This is a genomic window from Sphingobium sp. LB126, assembly GCF_002795205.1.
Classification (GTDB): domain Bacteria; phylum Pseudomonadota; class Alphaproteobacteria; order Sphingomonadales; family Sphingomonadaceae; genus Sphingobium; species Sphingobium chungbukense.
Genome location: NZ_NETV01000001.1, coordinates 2686930 through 2709577, shown reverse-complemented (window position 1 = coordinate 2709577; position 22648 = coordinate 2686930). Strand labels below are relative to the sequence as shown.

27 protein-coding genes are annotated in these 22648 nt (G+C 65.2%); 12 read left to right on the top strand and 15 right to left on the bottom strand.

Going from position 1 to position 22648, the window contains the following annotated elements; all coding sequences use genetic code 11:
- Positions 1 to 41 precede the first annotated feature (41 nt).
- Together CAF53_RS13315 and CAF53_RS13310 are read right to left on the bottom strand one after the other, a co-directional pair.
- Positions 42 to 542 carry a DUF1465 family protein gene (locus CAF53_RS13315; protein ID WP_100238297.1) on the bottom strand — a complete coding sequence of 167 codons (501 nt, stop codon included), beginning with the start codon at positions 540 to 542 and terminating at the stop codon, positions 42 to 44.
- Positions 543 to 652: 110 nt separating this feature from the next.
- A complete protein-coding gene (locus CAF53_RS13310; RefSeq protein WP_046764519.1) occupies positions 653 to 832 on the bottom strand; it encodes a DUF465 domain-containing protein in 180 nt (59 codons plus the stop codon).
- Between the two features lie 208 nt (positions 833 to 1040).
- Between CAF53_RS13310 and CAF53_RS13305 the strand changes: the two genes are divergently transcribed.
- Entirely contained in the window at positions 1041 to 1202 is a 162-nt protein-coding gene (locus CAF53_RS13305; RefSeq protein ID WP_084733203.1) for a YdcH family protein, read from the top strand.
- Between the two features lie 337 nt (positions 1203 to 1539).
- Here the strand turns inward: CAF53_RS13305 and CAF53_RS13300 are convergent, their stop codons facing one another.
- The 4 genes from CAF53_RS13300 to CAF53_RS13285 form a co-directional block, all read right to left on the bottom strand.
- Positions 1540 to 1905, bottom strand: a complete 366-nt coding sequence (locus CAF53_RS13300; protein WP_100238296.1) for a PilZ domain-containing protein — start codon at positions 1903 to 1905, stop codon at positions 1540 to 1542.
- Between the two features lie 65 nt (positions 1906 to 1970).
- The gene (gene dksA, locus CAF53_RS13295) at positions 1971 to 2435 is read right to left on the bottom strand and encodes an RNA polymerase-binding protein DksA (protein WP_046764521.1); all 465 of its coding nucleotides are present in this window, start codon (positions 2433 to 2435) and stop codon (positions 1971 to 1973) included.
- Between the two features lie 384 nt (positions 2436 to 2819).
- The gene (locus CAF53_RS27745) at positions 2820 to 3470 is read right to left on the bottom strand and encodes a hypothetical protein (RefSeq protein ID WP_242443440.1); all 651 of its coding nucleotides are present in this window, start codon (positions 3468 to 3470) and stop codon (positions 2820 to 2822) included.
- Between the two features lie 292 nt (positions 3471 to 3762).
- Entirely contained in the window at positions 3763 to 4203 is a 441-nt protein-coding gene (locus CAF53_RS13285) for a host attachment family protein (protein ID WP_046764522.1), read from the bottom strand.
- A gap of 91 nt (positions 4204 to 4294) precedes the next feature.
- Here CAF53_RS13285 and serS point away from each other — a divergent pair, with 91 nt between their 5' ends.
- From serS to rimO, 4 genes are all read left to right on the top strand, one after another.
- Positions 4295 to 5572, top strand: coding sequence for a serine--tRNA ligase (gene serS, locus CAF53_RS13280; RefSeq protein WP_100238295.1), 1278 nt, complete (start codon positions 4295 to 4297; stop codon positions 5570 to 5572).
- A gap of 1 nt (position 5573) precedes the next feature.
- Positions 5574 to 6338, top strand: coding sequence for a 5'/3'-nucleotidase SurE (gene surE, locus CAF53_RS13275; RefSeq protein ID WP_046764524.1), 765 nt, complete (start codon positions 5574 to 5576; stop codon positions 6336 to 6338).
- A gap of 106 nt (positions 6339 to 6444) precedes the next feature.
- Positions 6445 to 7503, top strand: a complete 1059-nt coding sequence (locus CAF53_RS13270; protein ID WP_046764525.1) for an NAD-binding protein — start codon at positions 6445 to 6447, stop codon at positions 7501 to 7503.
- A gap of 48 nt (positions 7504 to 7551) precedes the next feature.
- Complete coding sequence (gene rimO / locus CAF53_RS13265) at positions 7552 to 8940, top strand: 30S ribosomal protein S12 methylthiotransferase RimO (RefSeq protein WP_197707414.1); 1389 nt, start codon at positions 7552 to 7554, stop codon at positions 8938 to 8940.
- Positions 8941 to 8966: 26 nt separating this feature from the next.
- Here the strand turns inward: rimO and CAF53_RS13260 are convergent, their stop codons facing one another.
- Together CAF53_RS13260 and CAF53_RS13255 are read right to left on the bottom strand one after the other, a co-directional pair.
- Entirely contained in the window at positions 8967 to 9815 is an 849-nt protein-coding gene (locus CAF53_RS13260; RefSeq protein WP_100238294.1) for a DUF4163 domain-containing protein, read from the bottom strand.
- Positions 9815 to 10018 (bottom strand): hypothetical protein, encoded by a 204-nt coding sequence (locus CAF53_RS13255; protein ID WP_046764527.1) that lies wholly within the window; start codon positions 10016 to 10018, stop codon positions 9815 to 9817. The genes CAF53_RS13260 and CAF53_RS13255 overlap by 1 nt, the downstream gene beginning before the upstream one ends.
- 142 nt (positions 10019 to 10160) lie before the next feature.
- Between CAF53_RS13255 and CAF53_RS13250 the strand changes: the two genes are divergently transcribed.
- The 4 genes from CAF53_RS13250 to argC all read left to right on the top strand — a co-directional run bounded on the left by CAF53_RS13250 (position 10161) and on the right by argC (position 13836).
- Entirely contained in the window at positions 10161 to 11558 is a 1398-nt protein-coding gene (locus tag CAF53_RS13250) for a leucyl aminopeptidase family protein (protein WP_100238293.1), read from the top strand.
- 61 nt (positions 11559 to 11619) lie between these two features.
- Positions 11620 to 12027, top strand: coding sequence for a MarR family winged helix-turn-helix transcriptional regulator (locus tag CAF53_RS13245; RefSeq protein WP_046764528.1), 408 nt, complete (start codon positions 11620 to 11622; stop codon positions 12025 to 12027).
- Complete coding sequence (locus tag CAF53_RS13240) at positions 11987 to 12895, top strand: C40 family peptidase (RefSeq protein ID WP_046764529.1); 909 nt, start codon at positions 11987 to 11989, stop codon at positions 12893 to 12895. The genes CAF53_RS13245 and CAF53_RS13240 overlap by 41 nt, the downstream gene beginning before the upstream one ends.
- Complete coding sequence (gene argC / locus CAF53_RS13235; protein ID WP_100238292.1) at positions 12892 to 13836, top strand: N-acetyl-gamma-glutamyl-phosphate reductase; 945 nt, start codon at positions 12892 to 12894, stop codon at positions 13834 to 13836. Before CAF53_RS13240 ends, argC begins: the two co-directional genes overlap by 4 nt.
- A gap of 32 nt (positions 13837 to 13868) precedes the next feature.
- On the opposite strand, the gene CAF53_RS13230 is transcribed toward argC, so the two are convergent.
- The gene (locus tag CAF53_RS13230; RefSeq protein WP_197707413.1) at positions 13869 to 14078 is read right to left on the bottom strand and encodes a hypothetical protein; all 210 of its coding nucleotides are present in this window, start codon (positions 14076 to 14078) and stop codon (positions 13869 to 13871) included.
- Between the two features lie 214 nt (positions 14079 to 14292).
- Between CAF53_RS13230 and CAF53_RS27555 the strand changes: the two genes are divergently transcribed.
- Together CAF53_RS27555 and CAF53_RS13225 are read left to right on the top strand one after the other, a co-directional pair.
- Complete coding sequence (locus CAF53_RS27555; RefSeq protein WP_197707412.1) at positions 14293 to 14463, top strand: hypothetical protein; 171 nt, start codon at positions 14293 to 14295, stop codon at positions 14461 to 14463.
- A gap of 60 nt (positions 14464 to 14523) precedes the next feature.
- Positions 14524 to 15852: a sorbosone dehydrogenase family protein gene (locus tag CAF53_RS13225; RefSeq protein ID WP_100238291.1), complete on the top strand. Its 1329-nt coding sequence runs from the start codon at positions 14524 to 14526 to the stop codon at positions 15850 to 15852.
- A 126-nt stretch (positions 15853 to 15978) separates the two neighbouring features.
- Here the strand turns inward: CAF53_RS13225 and CAF53_RS13220 are convergent, their stop codons facing one another.
- Entirely contained in the window at positions 15979 to 16797 is an 819-nt protein-coding gene (locus tag CAF53_RS13220) for an ATP-binding protein (RefSeq protein WP_100238290.1), read from the bottom strand.
- Positions 16798 to 16988: 191 nt separating this feature from the next.
- Between CAF53_RS13220 and CAF53_RS13215 the strand changes: the two genes are divergently transcribed.
- Positions 16989 to 17957 (top strand): L-threonylcarbamoyladenylate synthase, encoded by a 969-nt coding sequence (locus CAF53_RS13215; protein ID WP_100238289.1) that lies wholly within the window; start codon positions 16989 to 16991, stop codon positions 17955 to 17957.
- 49 nt (positions 17958 to 18006) lie between these two features.
- Here the strand turns inward: CAF53_RS13215 and CAF53_RS13210 are convergent, their stop codons facing one another.
- The 5 genes from CAF53_RS13210 to CAF53_RS13190 form a co-directional block, all read right to left on the bottom strand.
- Positions 18007 to 18273, bottom strand: coding sequence for a hypothetical protein (locus CAF53_RS13210; protein WP_100238288.1), 267 nt, complete (start codon positions 18271 to 18273; stop codon positions 18007 to 18009).
- 89 nt (positions 18274 to 18362) lie between these two features.
- A complete protein-coding gene (msrA, locus tag CAF53_RS13205) occupies positions 18363 to 18896 on the bottom strand; it encodes a peptide-methionine (S)-S-oxide reductase MsrA (RefSeq protein WP_100238287.1) in 534 nt (177 codons plus the stop codon).
- 42 nt (positions 18897 to 18938) lie between these two features.
- Complete coding sequence (locus CAF53_RS13200) at positions 18939 to 20645, bottom strand: long-chain fatty acid--CoA ligase (RefSeq protein WP_046764535.1); 1707 nt, start codon at positions 20643 to 20645, stop codon at positions 18939 to 18941.
- A 147-nt stretch (positions 20646 to 20792) separates the two neighbouring features.
- The gene (locus tag CAF53_RS13195) at positions 20793 to 21476 is read right to left on the bottom strand and encodes a DUF1013 domain-containing protein (RefSeq protein ID WP_100238286.1); all 684 of its coding nucleotides are present in this window, start codon (positions 21474 to 21476) and stop codon (positions 20793 to 20795) included.
- A gap of 114 nt (positions 21477 to 21590) precedes the next feature.
- On the bottom strand, positions 21591 to 22619 hold the full coding sequence (locus CAF53_RS13190) for a glycosyltransferase family 1 protein (protein WP_046764537.1): 1029 nt from the start codon (positions 22617 to 22619) through the stop codon (positions 21591 to 21593).
- Positions 22620 to 22648 lie beyond the last annotated feature (29 nt).

Sequence of the window (22648 nt, the reverse complement as noted above, 5' to 3'; positions counted from 1 at the left end):
GCGGGTGGAGCGGGACAGGGAGCCCAGCCGGAAGCAGAGTCTCAGAATGCCGAGCTGAGCCGGTCGATCAAGGCCCGGGCCGGGCTGGGCTCCGCCCTCACGCGGGAACTGGCCATGCGGTCCTGAAGCCGGGCCACACGCTCATACAGGTCCTGGCTCGCCTCTATCAGCGCGCGGGCGGCAAAGGGGAAAGTTCCGGCCAGAGCGGGATCCGTGCCGACGGCATGGCCGAGGCGATATTTCTCGTCCAGCATCTCGGCATCGCCGATCTCGCCCCGCTGCCAGGCGCGCTGGCTGAGGAGCCAGGCGATGATGTGCATCAGGCGCGTCGTCACCTTCAGCGATTCACAGGCGAAGGCCACGCGGCGCAGGGGGGCGTCCCGGCCCGAGCCATCCGCCGGATCGCCGTGGCCCGCCCATTCGGAATCATCGCGCATGTCGAAATAAGCGCGCGCCTCATCGGCCATGACCATGGCTTCGACATAAAGACCATCGACCAGACGGCGGTGCATGCCCCGGTCAAGAGAAGCGTCGAGATACATGAGCGGGTTTTGACATAAGCATGACCTCTTGTCAGGCCCGATGCCCGGCATTAACCCCGAATTGTCCCGTTAAGGAGCGGTTGACCAGCGGTTAACCATGATTGCCCCGTTCAGGCGATGATGTCGGGGACGAGCTGGTCCTCCAGCAACGCCATTTCATCCCGCAGGCGCAACTTGCGCTTCTTGAGCCGGGCGATCTGCATCTGGTCGCCGGACCCCGATTCGACCAGCGCGGCGATGGCACTGTCGAGATCGCGATGTTCGATTCGCAGCAGTTCCAGCCGACGCATGATGTCTTCCCGGCTCACCGCACACCTACTTTCGCAACCATTGCCGTCTCATTCCCCTCTGATAACCCGGCGAGCCGACGCGAACCACGGCGAATTTCAGGCCATCGCAAATTTCCGCGCGGCCCGTCGCAAAGCGCGAATCGCCCAAAGACAAAGCCACCGAATCGTGATTTACTCGTTCATCCATCACCCTCGTAAGGAGAATGTCATGGAAAACAGCCACATTTCAGCTCTTTCGGCCAAGCATGCAGGGCTTGAGGCACGAATCAAGGCGGAGACGAGTCGTCCCATGCCTGATGCGATCCTTGTCGCCTCGCTCAAGAAGCAGAAGCTGCGTCTGAAGGAGGAAATGGAGGCGCAACACCATTGACGGTTCGGTGATGCCCGAACGAGGGCGCATGGATCGGCGGTCCCTTGCCGCTGATCCGGCCCTTCACAGGCAGAAAAAAGCCCCGGAGGCCAGTCGGCCAGCGGGGCTTTTTTTATGGAATGCGGGAATGCATGCCGTTCCCTGCTTCTTCACCCGGACTTGATCCGGGGTGACGGGAAGGACGATAGACCGGCCAGGTTCCACGAGGAACGGGGCGCAATATCCCGTCGGTCCTTTAGAGCGCGCTGCGTTAAATCTGACGCAGGCCGCGTGCTCTAAGTTTTTGTTGTCGCATCGTTTTAAGCGCAAAACCGGTTCCCACTTTGCGCACGATGCTCTAGCGAATCAGGCGACGCTGGCGCAGATAATCGGGGATGTTTGCGCGCGAATCGCCGCCGGAGACCGGACGGCGTGCCAGTTGCGGGTCGATCTCCACGTCGAAGGCGATGCCGATGCGGTCCTCTCGCGACCAGACCACCGATCCATTGACCCGGCCGATGCCGCGCAGATCGAAATGGACCTGGAGGCCCTCCGGCACCGCCCGTTCGCAATCCGCCATCAGCCCGGTTGCCGAAAGATTGCGTACGCGCGCCCGGCCCAGTGGGACGCCGTCGGCCGAACTCAGATTGGTGAGCAGGAACAGACTGTCGCGGGGACCCGAACGGGCCGGACCGCGATCAGCTTTTTCCTGAATATCGTCCATGAACAACGCCTTGCAATATCACCACATTATCGCGGTGACATTGCCATGGCGGCATGGACAAAAGGTTAATCGTCGCGAGAGACCTTTTCCTGCCGCTCATGCCGTTCCTGCGCCTCGACCGTCATGGTCGCGATCGGACGGGCTTCCAGGCGACCGAGCGAAATCGGTTCGCCGGTCACTTCGCAATAGCCATATTCGCCCTCGTCAATGCGGCGGAGCGCGGCGTCGATCTTGGAGATGAGCTTGCGCTGGCGGTCGCGGGTGCGCAGTTCGATCGACCAGTCGGTCTCGCTCGACGCGCGATCGTTGAGGTCGGGTTCGCGCAGCGGCTCGTTCTGAAGGACGGCCAGCGTTCCTTCGGCTTCGGCCAGGATCTGCTTCTTCCAATCCCATAGCCGCTGCCGGAAATATTCGAGTTGCAGGGGGTTCATGAACTCTTCGTCCGCGGACGGACGATAGTCGGGGGGGAGTATTACAGCCGATTTCGGCGGATTTTGGCCGTCTCTATCGGAATTCAGTACCGATGCCATCTGGCTCTCCGACTCGCTGGATCCCCGGTGCTGAAAGTGCCGGGCTATCCGTGACTTGTGATTGACGGCGCGTAATAGCCAGCGGCAGGGGCCGACACAAGCGGGCAATCATTGTTCCGGCGCAACCTTCCCCCGTCGCGTCGCCCCGATCCTGCGGAATCGCGCGATTCCCAGGTCTTGGCGGTTGCGCGAAGAAAATAGACAAGTCGCATTCATACAAGGACGGGACGGCGTTTCACTATGGGACGTTAACCATATCCGTTCATGGCTTATTAGGATTTTGCTCGACTTGCGCCTGTTATTCAGAGTTAACACCGTTGAAATTAACGCTTTATTTTGCGTTGTTGGACAAATGGAGCGCGGCCCGGACTGTTACTGCACTATTCAGTGAGGCAATGGCGGAACCGTCGGACAAACAAGAGTGGAACCTATGTCGGTACGGATGGCGATGGCTAAATTATGCGCTTGTGCCGCTGGCGGAGCGATTGTCGGAGGCGGCGCCGTCCATGTCGCCGAGAGTGCGCGTCCGGCCGTGGTCCACAGCACGAAAAGCGTGAAGGCCGCGCCGCGCAAGCCGGCACGCCTGGTGAAGCACCGGGTGGTCAGGACGGTGACGAACTGCGCGCCGCAAACCGTGACCGTCACCACACAGGCCGCACCCATCCCCCTGCCCCCCGCACCCGCCGCCGAAATGCCGGTCATGTCGGGCGGCGGCGGCTCCGCACCGGTGGTGCTGGCGGGCGGGCCCGGCTTTGGCGGCGGCGGTTTCTTCGGCGGTTTCTTCGGTGGCAGCGGGGGTTCGGGCGGCGGATCGGTCGTGATCTCCTCCACCAGCAGTTCGACCGGCGGCATCACCAGCTCGACCAGTTCCACCACGGGCGGCGTATCCACCTCTACCGGGGGCGTGTCGACGTCGACCTCGACAGGCGGGGTCTCGACCTCTTCGGGGAATGTCTCCACCTCGTCCGGGAACGTGTCGACCTCATCCGGCAACGTCTCGACGTCCAGCGGCAACGTCACCAGCAGTTCGTCCACGTCGAGTTCCAGTTCCAGCTCGTCGAGTTCCTCGACCAGCAGTTCGACATCTTCGTCTTCGTCGTCTTCGTCGTCTTCATCCTCGTCCAGTTCCTCGGGCGGCGATCACCATCACCCGCCGCCGCCGACCGACGTGCCGGCGCCGCCGATGGTGCTGTTGTTCGGGGCTGGGGCGGCCGCGCTGCTGGCGCGCAAGCGCTTCGCGCGCGCCAAGGCGATGGGCGCCACGGAAGCCTGACAGGCGGGGCGGTCCGGCCGGTGCGGGGGAGCACCGGCCGTAATACGCCTTCGCTCAGCTGGCCGTGATGATCCGCTCGATTTCCGGCACGGGATGGTTGGAGAGATCCTTGGCGATCTCGCCCACCAGCCGGTCCTGCACTTCCTTGTGATAATGTTTGCGCATTTCGCCCAGGGCAGCAGGCGGGGCGACGACGATCAGCTTCTTATAGTCATGGGCAAGCGCGCGGCGCCTGAGCAGGGCGGCCGCCTCGGCGGCGAAGCGCGTCTCCTCCAGATCGTGGAAATTGGTCTGCTCGACCGAGCCGCGATGGCTGCCGACCGAATTGGGGCCGCGCCCCGTGCCGTCCGATGCCTGTTCGCGGTCGGGCGGATTGTCCTGCTGCTTCACCTCCTCCGTCTCCAGATTCGGGAAATCCGGGCTACCCTTGTTGCGGAAGAACAGCATTTTCCGTCCGTCCGCCACCAGCACTATCGCATCATGTTCGATCCGCATCGTCCGGCTCCTTTCCTCATTGCTTTTACCACCAACGGCCGACCCTGTGCAGGGTTGCGCGGCTGACCGCAGAACGGCATAGGGCTGGCCCATGCACGATATTCGTTTCCTTCGCGAAAATCCCGCCGCTTTCGATGCCGGCCTTGCCCGGCGCGGGCTTGAACCGCTGAGCGCGGAACTGCTGGCGCTCGACGAACGCAGCCGCGCGATCAAGACCGAGCTGCAACAGGGCCAGGCGCGCCGCAACGAGGCCAGCAAGGCGATCGGCCAGGCGATGGCGCAAAAGGATATGGAGAAGGCCGAGAGCCTGAAGTCCGAAGTCGCCGCGCTCAAGGAGCGGATACCCGCGCTGGAGGTCGAGGATCGGGAAGTCGGTGACGCGCTGAACGCCCGGCTGGCGGCGATTCCCAACATGCCGGCGGACGATGTCCCACCGGGTGAGGACGAAGCGCAGAATGTCGAGGTTTCCCGCTGGGGCGAGCCGCGCCATTTCACCTTCACGCCGCAGGACCATGCGGATTTCGGGCCGGCACTGGGGCTGGATTTCGAGGGCGGCGCGGCGCTGTCCGGCGCGCGCTTTACGGCGCTGCGCGGGCAGATGGCGCGGCTGCACCGGGCACTGGCGCAGTTCATGCTGGATCGCCAGTCGGGTGAGAATGGCTATGAGGAGGTCAATCCGCCGTTGCTGGTGAAGGATGACGCGCTGTTCGGCACCGGACAGTTGCCCAAATTCGCCGAGGACCTGTTCAGGACCACCGACGGGCGCTGGCTGATCCCCACCGCCGAGGTTTCGCTCACCAACCTGGTGCGCGAGCAGATCGTGCCGGTGGAGAGCCTGCCGCTGCGGTTGACCGCCCTCACCCCCTGCTTCCGGTCCGAAGCGGGATCGGCGGGGCGCGACACGCGCGGCTTCATCCGCCAGCATCAGTTCGAGAAGGTCGAACTGGTCGCGATCTGCAAGCCCGAAGAGTCGGAGGCCGAGCATGAGCGCATGTGCGCGGCGGCGGAGGGCGTGTTGCAGGCGCTGGGCCTGCCCTATCGCAAGGTGCTGCTGTGCACCGGCGACATGGGTTTCGGCGCGCGCAAGACCTGGGATCTGGAAGTCTGGCTGCCGAGCCAGCAGACCTATCGCGAGATCAGTTCGGTCTCCAACTGCGGCGATTTCCAGGCGCGGCGGATGAATGCGCGCTACAAGCCAGAGGGCGAGAAGCAGACGCGCTTCCTGCATACGCTGAACGGGTCGGGACTGGCCGTTGGGCGGACGCTGGTGGCGGTGCTGGAAAATTATCAGCAGGAGGACGGCAGCGTCATCGTGCCGGAGCTGCTGGCGCCCTATATGGGCGGGCTGACCCGGTTGCGGCCACGCTGAGATGCGCATCCTGCTCACCAATGACGATGGGGTTCATGCTCCGGGTCTGACGGTGCTGGAGGAGATCGCACGGACGATCTCCGACGATATCTGGATCGTGGCGCCCAGCGAGGAGCAGTCCGGCGCGGGGCACAGCCTGACGCTGACGCGGCCTTTGCGCGTCCGGCAGCATGGCGAGAAACATTATAGCGTGACCGGCACGCCGACCGACGCGGTGATGATGGCGGTCGGGCATCTGATGAAGGATGCAAAGCCCGATCTGGTGCTGTCGGGCGTCAACCGGGGCGCCAATCTGGCGGAGGACGTGACCTATTCGGGAACCGTCTCCGCCGCGATGGAGGGCGCGATCTCGGGGATCAAGTCGATCGCGCTCAGTCAGGTCTATGCGCGGGAGGGGATGGGTGACGCGGTGCCCTTTGCGGCGGCACGGGCCTGGGGCGAGAAGGTTCTGCGGCCGCTGATCGCCATGCCGGCCAGCCCGCGCCTGTTGTTCAACGTCAATTTCCCGGCGATCGACCCGGCGGCGGTGAAGGGCATTCGCGTGGTGCGGCAGGGTTTCCATGATGTCGACCGGACGAAGATCATCCAGGGCACCGACCCGCGCGGCTACGACTATTATTGGTTCGGCCTCGGACACAGCGACTCCGTGCCGGAGGGGAGCGACCTCGCCGCCATTGCCGAGGGCTATGTGACGGTGACGCCGCTGCATTACGACCTGACGCAGGACAGCGCGATGGCGGCGACGGCGGCGGCTTTCGGGAGCTAGGCCCGCACTGGCCATAACCCGCCGAGGCGGTTACACATGGGGCGATGTCGCGCTCCGGGCTCTTCACCAGCATCCGCTTCGGCCATGCCGACCGGACCTCGACACTGTGAGGATCGTGCCCGTCCGGCCGCCGTCGAGCGCAGCGGGATTCCTGCGGCGGCGGTCCTCCCTGCCGATCTGGGCCGATCTCGTCTGGCGGGTGGCGCTGGTGTTCGGGTTGATCGGGCTGGTGCTGCTGATCCACTGGATCGGGCGCGACGGGTTGAAGGACAATCTCGACAACCGCATCAGCTTCGTCGACGTGCTCTACTTCACCACGGTCACGGTGACGACGGTCGGTTATGGCGACATCGTGCCGGTCAGCCCCGAAGCCCGGCTGTTCGAGGCGCTGCTGGTGACGCCGATCCGGCTGTTCGTCTGGCTGATCTTCCTGGGGACGGCCTATAATCTCTTCTTCCGCAACATCCTCTACAGGTGGCGCATGGCTCGCATTCAGGCCGATTTGCATAACCATATCGTCGTGACCGGCTTCGGCACCAGCGGCGGCGAGGCGGTGCGCGAACTGCTGGCACGCGGCGTCGATCCGCGCGAGATCGTGGTGGTCGATCCGGTCGAGAAGGCGCTGGCCGAGGCGGAGGCGCTGGGCTGCAATGTGCTGTGCGGCGATTCGACGCGGGACCGGACGTTGAACGACGTGGCGATCCACCGGGCGCGGACGCTGATCGTGTCGGCGGGGCGGGACGATACCTCCATCCTGATCACGCTGACGGCGCGGCATCTGGCCCCGCGCCTGCCGATCAGCATCGTCGTGCGCAATGAGGATAATGAACTGCCCGCGCGGCAGGCGGGGGCGACCACCGTGATCAATCCGGTGAGCTTTGCCGGGCTGCTGCTCGCGGGGAGTACCGACGGCAAGCATATCGCGGACTATATGTCGGACCTTGCCGCTTCGGGCGGGCAGGTGAAGCTGCATGAACGCTTCGTGCTGCCGGCGGAAATCGGCAAGCCCCTGTCCGCTATCGCGACCGGGCTTGGCGTGCGCATCCATCGCCAGGAACGGGCCATCGGCTTCTGGGAGGAGGATGCGGCGAAGCTCCAGACCGGCGACCTCATCATCGAGATCGTGCAGGGCGATGCGGCCGGGGAAGCCCGCAATCCCGCCTGATTTCGAGGGCTTTTGCGTGGCCCCGTGACATTGCGCGCAAAAATCCCTATGTGCGCGCCGATCATGGCAACCAAAATTCCCGAAGCGCCGAAGGTCGGCATGGTGTCGCTGGGCTGTCCCAAGGCACTGGTCGACAGCGAGCGCATCCTGACCAAGCTGCGTTCCGACGGCTATCAGATGTCCGCCGATTATGCCGGTGCCGACGTCGTGCTGGTCAATACCTGCGGTTTTCTCGATTCGGCCAAGGAAGAGTCGCTGGAAGCGATCGGCGAGGCCATCGCGGAAAATGGCCGGGTCATCGTCACCGGCTGCATGGGCAATGAGGCGGAGCTGATCCGCCAGAAGTTCCCGCAGGTGCTGGCCGTCACCGGCGCGCATCAATATGAGGCGGTGGTGAATGCGGTGCATGAAGCCTCGCCCCCCGTGCCCAATGCATTCGTCGATCTGGTGCCCGAAGGCGGCCTCAAGCTGACGCCGCGCCATTACAGCTATTTGAAGATCAGCGAAGGCTGCAACCATCGCTGTTCCTTCTGCATCATCCCCTCGCTGCGCGGCGATCTGGTCAGCCGCCGCGTCGATGCGGTGCTGCGCGAGGCGGAGAAGCTGGTGCATGCAGGCACGAAGGAACTGCTGATCATCAGCCAGGATACGTCGGCTTACGGCGTCGATACGCGGCATGAGACGCGCCAGTGGAAGGGCCGCGACGTCCGCGCCCATATGACCGATCTGGCGCGGGAACTGGGGCAGTTGCGCACGCCCGACGGCGCGACGCCCTGGGTGCGGCTGCACTATGTCTATCCCTATCCGCATGTGGACCAGGTGATCCCGCTGATGGCCGAGGGGCTGCTGACGCCCTATCTCGACATTCCCTTCCAGCATGCGGCGCCGAACGTGCTGAAGGCGATGAAGCGGCCCGCCAACGAAGCCAAGGTGCTGGACCGCATCCGCAAATGGCGGGACATCTGCCCGGATATCGCGATCCGGTCGTCCTTCGTCGTCGGCTTCCCCGGCGAGACGGAGGCGGATTTCGATTATCTGCTGCAATGGCTGGACGAGGCGCAACTGGATCGCGTCGGGGCCTTCCGCTTCGAGCCGGTCGAGGGCGCGGCCGCCAACGACCTGCCCGGCGCGGTGCCGGAAGCGGTCAAGGAAGAACGCTATCAGCGGATCATGGAGAAGACCGCCGCGATTTCCGCCGCGAAGCTCGCTGCCAAGGTCGGGCGCGTTCTGCCCGTCATCGTCGACGAAGTGGGCGAGGCCGACGAGGACGGTTCGGTCGGCGCGACCGCGCGCAGCCAGGCCGACGCGCCGGAGATCGACGGCAATGTCTTCCTGCGCGATGTGGGCGAAGGGTTGCAGCCGGGCAGCATCCTTGACGTCCTGATCGAGGATGCGGACGAGCATGATCTTTACGGGGTGCCGCACATCCAGGGCTGACCGTCGGCCAGCCCCGAAAGCGGGCCTTATCGCGCCGCGATGAAGGCGTCCTGATATTCCGTCTTGATCGCCTTGCGCATGGCAGCGTCGACGGGCAGCGCGATGTCGTAGCTGCCCTCGGCATAGGGACCGGCGCTATAGGGGCCGATGACGACCGTGACACCGTCGATCAGCTTCCCGTCCTTCGATGTCGGCACCAGCACCTGCTGCATCGGGTCGATGCATTTGGTGAAGTCGTCGTCCGCGCTGCGCTTGACCGGTTCACCGCGCTTTTCCGCCCGCGCCTTGTCGAGCGCGTCGCAGAAGCGGTCACGGATCGCAGCGGCGAAGGCGGTGGGCGTGGTCATGACGGCGGTGAAGGCGGTCTCACGCTTGCGCGCCCTGTCCCAGAGCAGCGCGTCATAGCCCGTCATCCCATGCGCGCCGCCGGTATAGCTATAGCTTTCCGATTCCAGCGCCAGGAAACGCGGCGTGTCGGCCCGGACCTTCCAATGGGTTTCCAGGCTGTGGGCATGGAAGGGGAAGCCCCCGCTTTCGGCCGCCTTCCGGTCCTCCCGCGCCATTTTGAGCGCATCGGCCCTGCCGACGGTCAGTTGCCTGTCGAATCTGTCGACCAGCACAGGAATCTGCGCCGCCACGGCAGGGTAGCTGTAGGCGAATTCGAGCAGGTCGGTCTTTTCCTTCCGCTCGAACGGCTTGGCCGGCGGCGGCGGCGCGGGCTGGCCGGACATGCGGTTGGCGAACTGGGTCGCCATGACATTATTGCCCGGTTCATGGACCGAGTCCGCCGCGTTTTCCGCAGACGAACAGGCGGCCAGCAACAACGCCACCACGACGAGCGGCGCCGCCTGTCCCCTCCCCTGGATGTCGCGCATCAATGAGCCTTGGTCGCCGCCATGCACCGTTCGCTGATCGCCTTGCGCGTGTAGCTGCTCTGGAGCGCGGCGCCGGCATTGGGCCAGCCTTCCGCGATCAATGCCTGCTCGACCGCATGCGCGCCGTTGAAGCGTCCGCTTTCCGCCAGCGCATAGGCACGGGCGCGAAGGGCCTGGAGCCGGCTGTCATCGGCATGCATCATGATGTCTCTCCTTGTTGTAGCTGCGTATAATCTATGCTCCTGGACCGTCCGACGCAAATGATAGCGCGGTCGAAGGAGGCGCGGAGGCGATGAAAAAATTGCGCTTTCCATCCCGGTCGCCTTTCTTCAAAACGGTGGCGTCATGACTGATTTTTCCGACCTGCTCAAAGCCGACAACCATCAACCCGCCCGTTCGATCCGGATCGTGGATGCGCAAGGGCTGGATGCCTGGCTCGCAGGTCAGCCGGAACGGGTGCGAACGCTGGTCGCGGCCCAGAAATTCAAGGGCAAGGCGCATGACCATGCCATCTTGCCGGGCGACGATCCGGCGGATTGGTCGGTCATCGCGGGGGTCGCGTCGCGCGAGAAGCTGGGGCCGTGGTGCCTTGCCAAGCTGGCCGAAACATTGCCCGATGGCGCCTATCGGATAGTCGAAGCTTCTGCGGGTCCGGCAATGCTGGGATGGCTGACCGCGCAATATCGGTTCGACCGCTATCGCAAGGAGGAAAATGGTGCCGGCGCCCGCGTGCTGCTGACCGGGGAGGTGGCGCAAATCGAAGCTGTCGTGCGGCTGGCGGAGGCGGTGGCGCTGGTGCGCGACCTGGTCAATACGCCCGCGGCCGACATGGGGCCGGGCGACCTGGAAGCGGCGGTGCGCAAGGTGTCGGAACGCTTCGACGCCGAATGCCAGGTGACGAAGGGCGATGCGCTGGAACATGGCTTCCCGATGATCCATGCGGTCGGCAAAGCGGCGGACAAGAGCTTCGCGCCGCGCCTGATCGAATTGCGCTGGGGCGATCCCAAACATCCCAAGGTCGCGATCGTCGGCAAGGGCATCTGCTTCGACAGCGGCGGGCTGGACATCAAGCCTTCTTCCGCGATGCGGCTGATGAAGAAGGATATGGGCGGGGCGGCCCATGCGCTGGCATTGGCGCAGCTCGTCATGGGGGCGCGGCTGCCGCTGCGTCTGCATCTGCTGATTCCGGCGGCGGAGAATGCGGTTTCGGGCAACGCCTTCCGCCCCGGCGACATATTGCGCTCCCGCAAGGGGCTGACGGTCGAGATCGGCAATACCGACGCCGAAGGACGGCTGGTGCTGGGCGATGCGCTGACGCTGGCGGGAGAGGACAAGCCGGAACTCGTCATCGACTATGCGACGCTGACCGGAGCGGCGCGGGTGGCGGTGGGGCCGGACCTGCCTGCCCTCTTCACCAACGACGATGCGCTGGCGGTGGAAATGGACGCGGCCGGAAGCGCCATCGACGATCCGACATGGCGCCTGCCGCTGTGGGACGGCTATGCCGAGATGCTCAAGTCGGACGTGGCGGACATCAACAATGCGGGCGAAGGGGGCTTTGCCGGGGCGATCACGGCGGCGCTGTTCCTCAAGCGCTTCGTGCCGGAAGACACGCCCTGGATGCATCTCGACACCTTTGCCTGGCGGCCCTCTTCGCGGCCGGGGCGGCCCAAGGGCGGCGAAGCGCTGGGCCTGCGCGCCGCCTTCCACCTGCTGCAAGCGCGCTATGGCCATAAAAAGTAAAAAGAAAGCGGTTTTGGCGGGCCGTTACGCAACCGGATTGGCTATTGTGCGTTAGGGGGGCATGGACGCCCCTTCTGCACAGAATGAAGCCACGGAGCTGGACCGGCCCGGCCTGAAACCGCTCAGCCAATGGATGCGCACGCTGGTCGATTATGTGCGGTCGGGAAAGCCCGACCTCACCAACCGGCAGATGGCGCTGATGCTGACCGTCTATATCGGCGCCGGGCCGCATACGGTGCGGGGACTCGCGGAGGCGCTGAACGTCTCCAAGCCGGTGATCACCCGTGCGCTGAACAAATTATCGGCGCTGGGTTACCTGCGGCGGGAACGGGACTCCACCGACCGACGCAATATTTTCATCACCCGGACCCCGAAAGGGGCGGAATTTCTTGACGCCTTTCACCATTTCATCGCAGGAACCGGCCGCGATGAACGCCACAACCTCTCCCACGCGGAACGCACCGCCTGAACGCATCCGATTCAAGCTGGACGGCCGGTCGGTCAAGCTCGACACGCGGGTCCATGCCGCGCGTGGCGACCTCGCTGACCTGGCACTCGCCGGGGTGCTGTTTTCCGCCCATTATGCCCGCGCCGTCGAACTGACCTGCGTCGCCGCCGGGGTGCCGGTACTGGCCAGCGACAGTCCCAAGGCGCAGGCGGTCAGCGAATTGCTGCGCGGCGAAAGCTTCCATGCGCTGGACATGACGGCGGACTGGGCCTGGGGCTTTTGCGGGCATGACGGCTATGTCGGCTATGTCCGGCGCGAGGCACTGGATGCGCGCGAGGTGGTCAACAGCCGGATCGTCACCGGGACCGCACCGCTGTTCAGTGCGCCCGACATCAAGTCGCCCATCGCCGACTATTGGCCGCGGGGCGCCCGGTTCGCCGGGGAAGCGGAAGGCGATTTCTTCGCCTGTCCGGAGGGTTTCGTGCATCAGCGCCACGCGGCGGCGCTCGATGCGCCGGAGAGCGATTGGGTCGCGGTGGCGCAGCGCTATCTCGGCCAGCCCTATGTCTGGGGCGGGCGCGGGCATCGCGGCGTCGACTGTTCCGGGCTGGTGCAGGTCGCGCTCGGCCAATGCGGCATCCAGGCGCCGCGCGACACGGATTTGCAGTGCGAGGGGATCGGTTCGCCGATCGCGCCCGACGCGCCGCTCCGACGAGGGGACTTCATCTTCTTTCCGGGCCATGTCGGCATCATGACCGACGGCGACAATATACTGCATGCCAATGCCCATTGGATGAGCGTGGTGATCGAGCCATTGGCCGACGTCGTCGGACGGTTGGCGGCGGACCATGCGCAGCCCATATCGGCGCGGCGGAGAATCGGCACATGACACATCAGATTTTCATCGACGGCGGCGTCGGGACCACGGGCCTGGAAATAGGCGAGCGGCTGGCCGGCCGCCCGGAATTGTCGCTCATCACGCTGGACGAGGACAAGCGCAAGGATGCGGCGGCGCGGCGGGACGCACTGAACGCGGCGGACATCGTCATCCTCTGCCTGCCCGACGACGCCGCGCGGGAAGCCGTGGCGCTGATCGACAATGAGCGGACACGGGTGATCGACGCGTCGACGGCGCATCGCGTGGCGGACGGCTGGACCTATGGCTTTGCCGAGCTGGAGCCCGGGCATCGGGAGAAGCTGGCGGATTCGCGCTTCGTCGCCAATCCGGGATGCTGGCCGACGGGCTTCCTGGCATTGGTGCGGCCCCTGGTGCTGGCAGGCTTGCTGCCCGCCGACTGGCCGGTGACGGTGTCGGGCGCTTCGGGCTATTCGGGCGGCGGCAAGTCGATGATCGCGGAATATGAGGGGCCAGAGGGCGCGCCCAGCGCATTCCGGCCCTATGGGCTGGGGCTGGCGCACAAGCATGGGCCGGAAATGCTACGCTATTCGGGCTTGCAACACGCGCCTCTGTTCACGCCGGCCGTGGCCGATGCCTATCGCGGCATGATCGTGGAAGTGCCGTTGCAGTTGCGCGCCATGCCGGGCGCGCCTTCGGTTGCGGAGGTCCATGGGGCACTGGCGGCGGCCTATGCCGGATCGCCGATCGTCAGCGTGGCTTCGCTGGAGGAAAGCGCGGCGATGACGCAGGTCCGCCTGGAACATGTCGGCGCGACCGACCGGCTGGCGCTGTTCGTCTTCGGCAACGAAGCGACGGGTCAGGCCCGGCTGGTGGCGGCGCTCGACAATCTGGGCAAGGGTGCGGCAGGCGCGGCGGTACAGAACCTCAACATCCTGGCGGGGCTGCCCGAAACGGCTGGCTTGCGACTCTGACAGGGCGCGCCGGGTCCGGCGCCCCTCCCCCATCAATGTATGGTGCCGAGCGGCGCGTCGTGGGTGAGCAGCACGATCAGTCGTTCGATCTGCCGCCAGTGGCAGAAACGGATATAATTGCCCCGGTCGCGGCTTTGGTCCGCCCGCGCAGCAGCCTCATAGCCCGCATTGTCGCCAAACAGCGCGATGAGCTCCGACGCGTCGTCATAGCTTTTGCGGCTGCACAAATATGGTATCTTCATCGCTACCCCCAAATCTCCCGTCCCATCCATCCGCCGTTCAATCGCCATGCCAATTTCACTCCATGACGGCGCCGCGCCGGACAGGAGGGTGAACGACCGGTTAGCCAAGTCCCATGCTGAAACAGACGTCCCAGGACGGGACCACCGCGTCCCGAAACGACGCAGGCGGGAAAGCCGCTGGTCTTGTCGCCCGTCGCATGGCAAGGGGTGGGCGATGACGACTAATAAAAATCCCACCGGCGCGGGGGCGATCATCGCGCTGACGATCCTGGGCGGCACCATAGTGGGCGGCGTGCTGGGCCAGCCGAGCATCGGCCTGCTGTCGGGAACGGCGCTGGGCATTGTCATTGCCCTGCTGCTGTGGCTGCGCGAACGCGGGAAATAGCGTCAATTCGGGACCTTGTTCGCCTTGCCGGGCGAAGCGTCGCAGCATAGAGGTGAGGCCATGAAGAAGCATCTGATCGCTCTCACCCTGATTGTGCTGGCCGTACTGGGCGGCGCCCTCTTCTATTTCTCGCGCGGCGATACGGCGCAACTGCCCGACGGTGCGGATGTGGGCAAGGAACCCGTCTTCACCGCCCCCCGCAGCGAGATGATCCCGACGATGAACGTCGCGGACGCCGTGCCGTGGAAGGCGGGGGAAAGGCCCGTTCCCGCCAGGGGGCTGCGCGTCGACCGGTTCGCCGACGGCCTGGATCATCCCCGTTCGCTGCTGCGCCTGCCCAATGGCGACGTGCTGGTGGCCGAAACCAACAGCCCGACGCGGCCGACCGGCGGCATCACCAACCGGGTGATGAACTATCTGATGGACAAGGCGGGCGCAGGCATGCCCTCCCCCAATCGCATCACCCTGCTGCGCGACGCCGATGGCGACGGCAGGGCGGAAACCAAGACCGCTTTCCTGACCGGCCTCAACTCGCCCTATGGCATGGCGCTGATCGGGGACACGCTGTACGTCGCCAATACCGACGCGCTGATGGCCTTCCCCTATAAGGAAGGCGAGACGAGGATCACCGGCAAGGGACGCAAGATCCTGAATCTGCCCGCCCAGGCGCCCAACATGCACTGGACCCGCAGCCTGGTCGCCAGCCCGCAGGGGCTGCTCTATGTCGGCGTGGGATCGAACAGCAATATCGGCGAGAATGATCTGGAGACAGAGGCCAATCGCGCGGCGGTGCTGGAGGTCAACCCCAGGACCGGCGACTATCGCATCTATGCTTCGGGCCTGCGCAATCCGGTCGGTCTGGCCTTTGAACCCAAGAGCGGAGCGCTGTGGGGCGTGGTCAATGAGCGCGACATGCTGGGCAGCGATCTGGTGCCCGACTATCTGACCCGCGTGGAGTTCGGCGCCTTCTATGGCTGGCCGTGGAATTACTGGGGCGGTTATGAGGACCGCCGGGTGCAGCCGCAACGGCCGGAAGTCCGCGAATATACCAAGCGGCCCGATTATGCGCTGGGCAATCATGTGGCACCGCTGGGCCTGGCCTTCGCCGACAAGGTGACGCTGGGCGCGCCCTATGCCAACGGCGCCTTTGTCGGGCTGCACGGCAGTTGGAACCGCAAGCCGGCGGCGGGTTACAAGCTGGTGTTCGTGCCCTTTGCCGACAATGGCGAAGCGGGCAAGGCCAAGCCGGTCGACGTGCTCACCGGCTTCCTCGACGCGAAGGGAGAGGCGCGCGGCCGCCCGGTGGACGTGACCGCCGACGCCAAGGGCGCGCTGCTGGTCAGCGACGATGTGGGCAATGTCGTGTGGCGGGTGACGGCGGCGAAATAGCGCCTGCCCGCCTTGGGGCGGCCCTAGAGCATCGTGCGCAAAAGTGGGAACCGGTTTGGCGCTTAAAACGATGCGACAACAAAAACTTAGAGCGCGCGGCTTGCGTACGATTTAACGCAGCGCGCTCTAGACCGTCAGCCCGTTCCGGCCGGCCAGTTCGACCACATATTGCCACGCCACGCGGCCGGAACGGCTGCCGCGCTGGGTCGCCCACTGGATCGCGTCCAGCGGATCCAAGCTCACCCCCAGCTTGGCCGCATAGCCGCCGACGATCGCGACATAGGCGTCCTGATCGATGGCATGGAAACCCAGGCTGAGACCGAAACGGTCGGACAGGGCCATCTTGTCGTCCACCACATCGCGCGGATTGACCGGGTCGTCCTGCTCCGACAGGTGACGCGGCACGATGTGGCGGCGGTTGGAGGTGACATAGAGCCGCACATTGGCCGGACGCGCGGAAGTGCCCCCCTGGAGCAGCGAGCGCAGCGACCGCGCATCGCCCACGCCATTTTCGTCGAAGCCCAGGTCGTCCAGGAACAGGATGAAGGGACGCTGCGTATCGCGCAGGATCGCGAAAAGCCGCGGCAGGCTGGCCAGTTCGTCGATCGCGCATTGCAGCAGGGCGATGTCCTGCCCTTCGGCCTGCAACTTGCCGACCACCGCCGCGACCACGGCGGACTTTCCGGTGCCGCGCGCGCCCCAGAGCAACACGTCATGCGCGGCATGGCCGGCGGCATGGCGGCGGCTGTTTTCGAGAAGCGCCGTCTTCTGCGCATCGATGCCGGTCAGCAGGTCATAGTCCACCGGCGAAAAGGCCTCCACCGGGCGGATCGTCGCGCCGTTCCACACATAGGCGGGCGCGGCGGCAAGATCGGCGGAGGAAGCGGGCGGCGGCGCGATCCGTTCCAGCGCTTCGGCGATGCGGGTGAGAAGGGCGTCGTTCATGTGCCTGCGCTTAACTCTCCCCCGTCCCATCGGCAAGCGGTGGGGGTTATGTCTTTCTTCTGTGGCTCCATCGGCAAGCCGTGGGGCTATGTCTTTCTTCTGTAGCCCCATCGGCAAGCCGTGGGGCTATGTCATCCTTCTGTAGCAATGGCCTTTTACTTGACGGCAAGCGAGGTTTATATCGCGGGGCCGTGACCATCCCAAATCCAGTCTTTTCCACCCGAATAAGCCGCTATGGCAGCGAAGCGCTGCGCGAGGCGGCATTGCTGATCCGCGCGGGCGAGCCCGTCGCCGTGCCGACCGAGACGGTGTACGGCCTCGCGGCCGACGCGACGGATAGCCATGCGGTGGCCGCGATCTACAGCGCCAAGGGGCGGCCCAGCTTCAATCCGCTGATCGTGCATGTCGCGGACAAGGAAATGGCGGAACGGCTGGCGGAATTTTCCGCCGTGGCGGACCGGCTGGCCGCGCGTTTCTGGCCCGGCGCGCTGACGCTGGTGCTGCCCGTGCGGGCCGATAGCGGCCTGTCGTCGCTGGTGACGGCGGGATTGCCGACCGTGGCGCTGCGCCTGCCCGCCCATCCGGCGATGCGGGCGCTGATCCGGGAGAGCGGGCGGCCGCTCGCCGCGCCGTCCGCCAATCGCAGCGGGTCGATCAGCCCGACGCGAGCGGAGCATGTGCTGTCAAGCCTCAACGGCAAGGTTCGCCTGATCCTGGACGAAGGACCGACCAGCGAGGGCGTGGAATCGACCATCGCCGCGCCGGAGGAAAACCGCATCCGCCTGCTGCGGCCTGGCCCGGTGACGGCGGCGATGCTGGAGGCGGCTACGGGCCTGCCGGTGGTGACGGGACCTGAAAGCGGCGCGGACGGCACGAAGATCGAGGCGCCCGGGCAGCTCGAAAGCCATTATGCCCCGTCCAAGCCGGTGCGGCTGAATGCGTTGAAGGCGGAGAAGGACGAATATCTGATCGGCTTCGGTCTGATGCCCTGCCACATGAACCTCAGCCCAGACGCCGATATACGGGAGGCTGCGGCCAATCTGTTCGCGGCGCTGCATATCGCCGACGCCAGCGCGGCCGAGCGGATCGCGGTGGCGCCAATCCCGAACGAAGGGATTGGGATAGCGATCAACGACCGGCTCAGACGCGCGGCGGCTTGATCGGCTGGTTCAGGATTCACGCGATTCCGCGTTCCTGACGAAGAGCCCGTCACCCGCAATTGCCATAGCCTGCCTCCCGGCATTCGCGGCGGCGCCGTTCCTCTTCCTTCTTGCGCTCGCGGGCCTCGCGCGCTTCCTGCTTGCGCATCTTGCGGCCGTAATTCCGGTCGGATTCTTCCTGGCTGGTGGTGCTCCAATCCACCACCTGCCCGCCCGCGCGAACGGGCAGGGTCACGACATTGGCCGCCGTGCGGGCAATGCATCCCGGCAGGATCAGCATCAGCGCCGGTGCAGCCAGTATCATGATCCGTGTCATTCTTCGTCCCCGGCTTGCCTCGATATCATCAGATTAGAGACGCCGTCCCGAAGAGCAAGCCGTTGGCGACGAACGGTATCAGACAGGCTTCAGGCCTCGATACGCTCCGCGAACCCCTTGCGCAGCTTGGCGAGCTTGGGCGGGATCACGGCCATGCAATAGGGATTGCGATCCCCTACCCTTTCCCAATATTTCTGGTGATAATCCTCCGCCGGATACCAGGGGGCATCAGGTTCGATGGCAGTGACGATCGGCTTCGCCTGATCCGCCTGGGCGCGCGCGATACCGGCCCTCGCCTCCGCCGCCTGTTCGGCCGAATGGGGAAAGATGGCGGAGCGATATTGGGTGCCGATGTCATTGCCCTGCCGGTTCAGCGTCGTCGGGTCATGGGTGGCGAAGAAAATGTCCAGAAGGTCGCCATAGCCGATGACCGCCGGGTCGTAGGCGATGCGGATCGCCTCGGCATGGCCGGTCGCGCCGGAACAGACCTGCTCATAGGTCGGATCGGGCAGCGTGCCGCCGATATAACCGCTCTCGACGGACTTCACGCCCCTGAGATTCTGGTACACCGCCTCGGTGCACCAGAAGCAGCCGCCTGCCAGGGTTGCGATCTCTTCGGCCATGTCTGCGTCCTTATCCTGTGTCGGCCACACAGATAGGAAGGATCAGGCCGCCGTTCCAGCCTGCGCGCGCGCGGCCTCCGCCTTGGCGCGTTCCTCGGCCACCAGTTCCTTGCGGGACAGCTTGCCGACCAGCGTCTTGGGCAGGTTCAGGCGCACTTCGACCTCGCACACCTTCTCATGCTTGCCGAGTTGCGGGTTGAGCCACTCCTTGAGTGCCGCGCCGTCGATCCCGGCATCCTCCTGCAAAGTCACGAACGCCTTGGGGCACTCGCCGCGATAGGTGTCGGGAATGCCGATCACAAGCGCTTCCTTGACCGCAGGATGGTGGTAGAGGACCTTCTCGACCTCGCTGGGGAAGACCTTGAAACCGCCGACCGCGATCATGTCCTTGAGGCGATCGACGATCTTCACATAGCCGTCCTCGTCGATCATCCCGACGTCCCCGGTGCGCAGCCAGCCGTCGACGAAGACTTCCGCATCGGCGTCGGGGCGCTGCCAATAACCCTTCATGATCTGCGGCCCGGCAAAGACCAGCTCGCCCGGCTCGCCCTCGGGCGGCGGACGGGTCGGGTCCTCCCGGTCGACCAGCTTGACGCGGGTGCCGGGAACCGGCTGGCCGACCGTGCCCGCCTTGTTCAATCCTTCATAAGGGTTGGAACAGACGACCGGGCTGCTTTCAGTGAGGCCATAACCCTCGACCAGCTTGGAGCCCGTCGTCGCCTCGAACCGCTGCTTGACCTCCAGCGGCAGCGGCGCACCGCCGGAGATGCAGAGGCGCAGCGAAGAGAAGTCGATATTGGGCGTCGCCGGATGATCGAGCAGCGCCTGGTACATGGTGGGCACGCCGGGCAGCGAGGTCGCCCTGGTCCGCTGGAGCGCGGCCAGCACCTGCGTCCCCTCGAACCGGGGCAGCATCACCATCTCCCCGCCGTTCAGCACCGTGCGGTTGAGGACGCAGGTATTGGCGAAGACGTGGAAGAAAGGCAGCACCGCCAATATGCGGTCGGGCGCCTCGGGATGCGGGTCGATCAGGCGGACCTGCCGGGCATTGGCGGTCAGGTTCTGATGGGTCAGCATCGCGCCCTTGGGGCGGCCGGTGGTGCCGCCGGTATATTGCAGCAGCGCGATGTCCCGTTCGGCGTCGATCGGCACCGGCGCCGGGTCCTCGCCATGGCGCAGCAGGTCGGCATAGTGGGTGATCCGCGGGTCATGCGGGACCGGAGCGGTTTCCTTGCGCTTGAAGAGGCGGAAGAGAACCGACTTGGTGGGTGGCAGCACCTCCGCCACGCAACCGACGACCAGCCGTTCGAGGCTGCTATTGTCCAGCACCTCCAGCGCCGTGGGCAGCAATGCCCGGGCCGACAGGGTGAAAAGGATCTTCGTGCCGCTATCCTCGACCTGATGCTCCAGTTCGGCGGCGGTGTAGAGCGGGGAGAAGTTGACGACCGTCGCCCCGGCCATCATCGCGCCATAATAGCCCGCGACATAATGAGGGACGTTAGGAAGATAGAGGCCGACGCGATCGCCCTTCCCGACGCCGAGATCCTGCAAGCCCCTGGCCACGCGCCGGATGACGTGAAACATTTCGCCATAGGTCGTCTTGCGGCCCATGAAGTCCATCATCACCGCGTCGGGCTTCGCCGTGGCGCTGCCCACCACCATGTCGACCATGGATAGAGGCGGAAAGTCCTGCTCCCAGGCCGAGGGGTGATTGTAACGGGTTTTCCAGATATTTTCGCTGCTCTCCATTTACACGGGTGTAAGTGACGCCTTCCCTTTACGCAAGCGTCAAGCACGACAAAAAGGGCCGCGCCCCCATCGAGGCGCGGCCCTTTGGCATGTCGGTCGGAGCGTCGCTTCGCGGTCGGCGAAATGACGCTACGGCATCAAATGATCTTAGACATGGCCCTTATTGTCGCTGAACGGATCGAGGATTTTGGCCGCGTCCGAAATCAGGTTGGATTCCGCCTTCAGCGCTTCTTCCGCGCGGCGGGTGGCATCCTCGCGCTCGCGGCGCAGCTCGTTGATCAGCGCCTCGCGATCGCCGTCCAGACGCGAATCGGTGGGCGCCTCGATGCCCGCCTTCTTCGCGGCCTTCGCTACCAGCGCGTCCAGTTCGCGCTGCGAACACAGGCCCAGCGTCACCGGGTCCTTGGGCACGATGTTGGAGATGTTCCAATGGGTGCGGTCGCGGATCGCGGCGATGGTGGTGCGGGTGGTGCCGATCAGCTTGCCGATCGCGCCGTCCGAAATCTCCGGATGGTTGCGCAGGATCCAGGCGATGCCATCGGGCTTGTCCTGACGCTTGCTGACCGGGGTGTAGCGCGGCCCCTTCGTACGGCGAACCGGCTCCGGGCCTTTCAGCATCTTGAGCCGATAGTCGGGATTGGCCTCGCCCTTGTGGATTTCCTCCATCGTGATCTCATGGGCGCGGACCGGGTCGCGACCGGTATATTTGATGCCGGCGGTATCGTCGGCGATCGCCTGCACTTCCAATATGTGCAGCCCGCAAAATTCCGCGATCTGATCGAAGCTCAGAGCGGTATTGTCGACCAGCCAGCTGGCGGTCGCATGGGGCATGAGAGGCTGGGACACGGGAATTCTCCGGCTCTAAAAACGATAAGGGCCGCCCAAGCAGGGCGGCCACGCCCGACCTGGGATAGTGCATCCCGTGCCCTCGGGCAAGGAAAAGCGTCAGGCCGCGCTGTCGAGTATTTCCGGATCTATATTGTGCAGGCCAGCCAGGAATTCCTGCGCGCTGCGTTCCCAGCTGAAGGTCCGGCCATAGGCGGCACATGCCTGCCGGTCGCAGGCCAGGGCCGCGGCGATCGCATCCTCCAGCCGATCCGACAGGGCGCCGGTGTCAGGCGTGACGATATCGATGGGACCCGTGACCGGATAGGCGGCGACGGGCGTGCCGCAGGCCAGCGCCTCGATCATGACGAGGCCGAACGTGTCGGTGCGGCTGGGGAACACGAATATGTCCGCCCCCGCATAGGCGCCCGCGAGGTCCGAGCCGAACATCGGCCCAAGGAAAAGCGCGTCGCCATGGGCCTTTTCCAGCAGGGCGCGGGCCGGGCCGTCGCCGACGACGACCTTGGTGCCCGGATGATCGCTGGTGAGGAAGGCTTCCAGATTCTTCTCCACCGCGACACGGCCGACATAGAGTTGGATCGGCCGCGGCAGGTCCGCGAAGATGGCGGGCGGCGTCGCGGCGGGGGTGAAGGCGGCAAGATCCACCCCCCTGCCCCATGCGCGCACCTGCGCCAAGCCATGGGCACGCAATTGCTGCCTGACCGATCCGGTCGACACCAGCACCGCTTCGGCCGGTCCATGGAACCAGCGGATATAGCGCCAGAACCAGGCGACGGGCAGGCCGGTGCGCTGAGCCACATAATCGGGGAAATGGGTGTGATAGGCGGTGGTGAAGCGGATGCCGCTGCGCAGGCACCAGCGCCGCGCCGCCAGGCACAGCGGCCCCTCGGTCGCCAGATGCACCGCGTCGGGGCGGAAAGCGGCGATCATCCGCCCCACCACGGTCGAACGGGCAAAGGCCAGCCGGATTTCGGGATAGGTGGGGCAAGGGATCGAGCCGAACAGATCGGGCGAGATCACACTTACCTCATGTCCCATCCGCTCCAATTCCGTCTGGATGGTCTGGAGCGTGCGGACGACGCCGTTCACCTGTGGGCTCCAGGCGTCGGTGACGATGATGATACGCATGGGGGATGGGCGCATCGGCTCCACTCCCC

Coding starts and splice junctions, on each gene's coding strand:
- CAF53_RS13285 (WP_046764522.1), bottom strand. CDS start 4,203: ATGCGGATCGAACATGATGCGATAGTGCTGGTGGCGGACGGACGGAAA.
- CAF53_RS13240 (WP_046764529.1), top strand. CDS start 11,987: ATGAACGCCACAACCTCTCCCACGCGGAACGCACCGCCTGAACGCATC.
- CAF53_RS13250 (WP_100238293.1), top strand. CDS start 10,161: ATGACTGATTTTTCCGACCTGCTCAAAGCCGACAACCATCAACCCGCC.
- CAF53_RS13305 (WP_084733203.1), top strand. CDS start 1,041: ATGGAAAACAGCCACATTTCAGCTCTTTCGGCCAAGCATGCAGGGCTT.
- CAF53_RS13225 (WP_100238291.1), top strand. CDS start 14,524: ATGAAGAAGCATCTGATCGCTCTCACCCTGATTGTGCTGGCCGTACTG.
- surE (WP_046764524.1), top strand. CDS start 5,574: ATGCGCATCCTGCTCACCAATGACGATGGGGTTCATGCTCCGGGTCTG.
- CAF53_RS13230 (WP_197707413.1), bottom strand. CDS start 14,078: ATGAAGATACCATATTTGTGCAGCCGCAAAAGCTATGACGACGCGTCG.
- rimO (WP_197707414.1), top strand. CDS start 7,552: ATGTGCGCGCCGATCATGGCAACCAAAATTCCCGAAGCGCCGAAGGTC.
- CAF53_RS13315 (WP_100238297.1), bottom strand. CDS start 542: ATGTATCTCGACGCTTCTCTTGACCGGGGCATGCACCGCCGTCTGGTC.
- CAF53_RS13220 (WP_100238290.1), bottom strand. CDS start 16,797: ATGAACGACGCCCTTCTCACCCGCATCGCCGAAGCGCTGGAACGGATC.
- serS (WP_100238295.1), top strand. CDS start 4,295: ATGCACGATATTCGTTTCCTTCGCGAAAATCCCGCCGCTTTCGATGCC.
- CAF53_RS13300 (WP_100238296.1), bottom strand. CDS start 1,905: ATGGACGATATTCAGGAAAAAGCTGATCGCGGTCCGGCCCGTTCGGGT.
- CAF53_RS13190 (WP_046764537.1), bottom strand. CDS start 22,619: ATGCGTATCATCATCGTCACCGACGCCTGGAGCCCACAGGTGAACGGC.
- CAF53_RS13310 (WP_046764519.1), bottom strand. CDS start 832: ATGCGTCGGCTGGAACTGCTGCGAATCGAACATCGCGATCTCGACAGT.
- CAF53_RS13245 (WP_046764528.1), top strand. CDS start 11,620: ATGGACGCCCCTTCTGCACAGAATGAAGCCACGGAGCTGGACCGGCCC.
- dksA (WP_046764521.1), bottom strand. CDS start 2,435: ATGGCATCGGTACTGAATTCCGATAGAGACGGCCAAAATCCGCCGAAA.
- CAF53_RS13260 (WP_100238294.1), bottom strand. CDS start 9,815: ATGCGCGACATCCAGGGGAGGGGACAGGCGGCGCCGCTCGTCGTGGTG.
- msrA (WP_100238287.1), bottom strand. CDS start 18,896: ATGGCCGAAGAGATCGCAACCCTGGCAGGCGGCTGCTTCTGGTGCACC.
- CAF53_RS27555 (WP_197707412.1), top strand. CDS start 14,293: ATGACGACTAATAAAAATCCCACCGGCGCGGGGGCGATCATCGCGCTG.
- CAF53_RS13195 (WP_100238286.1), bottom strand. CDS start 21,476: ATGCCCCATGCGACCGCCAGCTGGCTGGTCGACAATACCGCTCTGAGC.
- argC (WP_100238292.1), top strand. CDS start 12,892: ATGACACATCAGATTTTCATCGACGGCGGCGTCGGGACCACGGGCCTG.
- CAF53_RS13210 (WP_100238288.1), bottom strand. CDS start 18,273: ATGACACGGATCATGATACTGGCTGCACCGGCGCTGATGCTGATCCTG.
- CAF53_RS13200 (WP_046764535.1), bottom strand. CDS start 20,645: ATGGAGAGCAGCGAAAATATCTGGAAAACCCGTTACAATCACCCCTCG.
- CAF53_RS13255 (WP_046764527.1), bottom strand. CDS start 10,018: ATGATGCATGCCGATGACAGCCGGCTCCAGGCCCTTCGCGCCCGTGCC.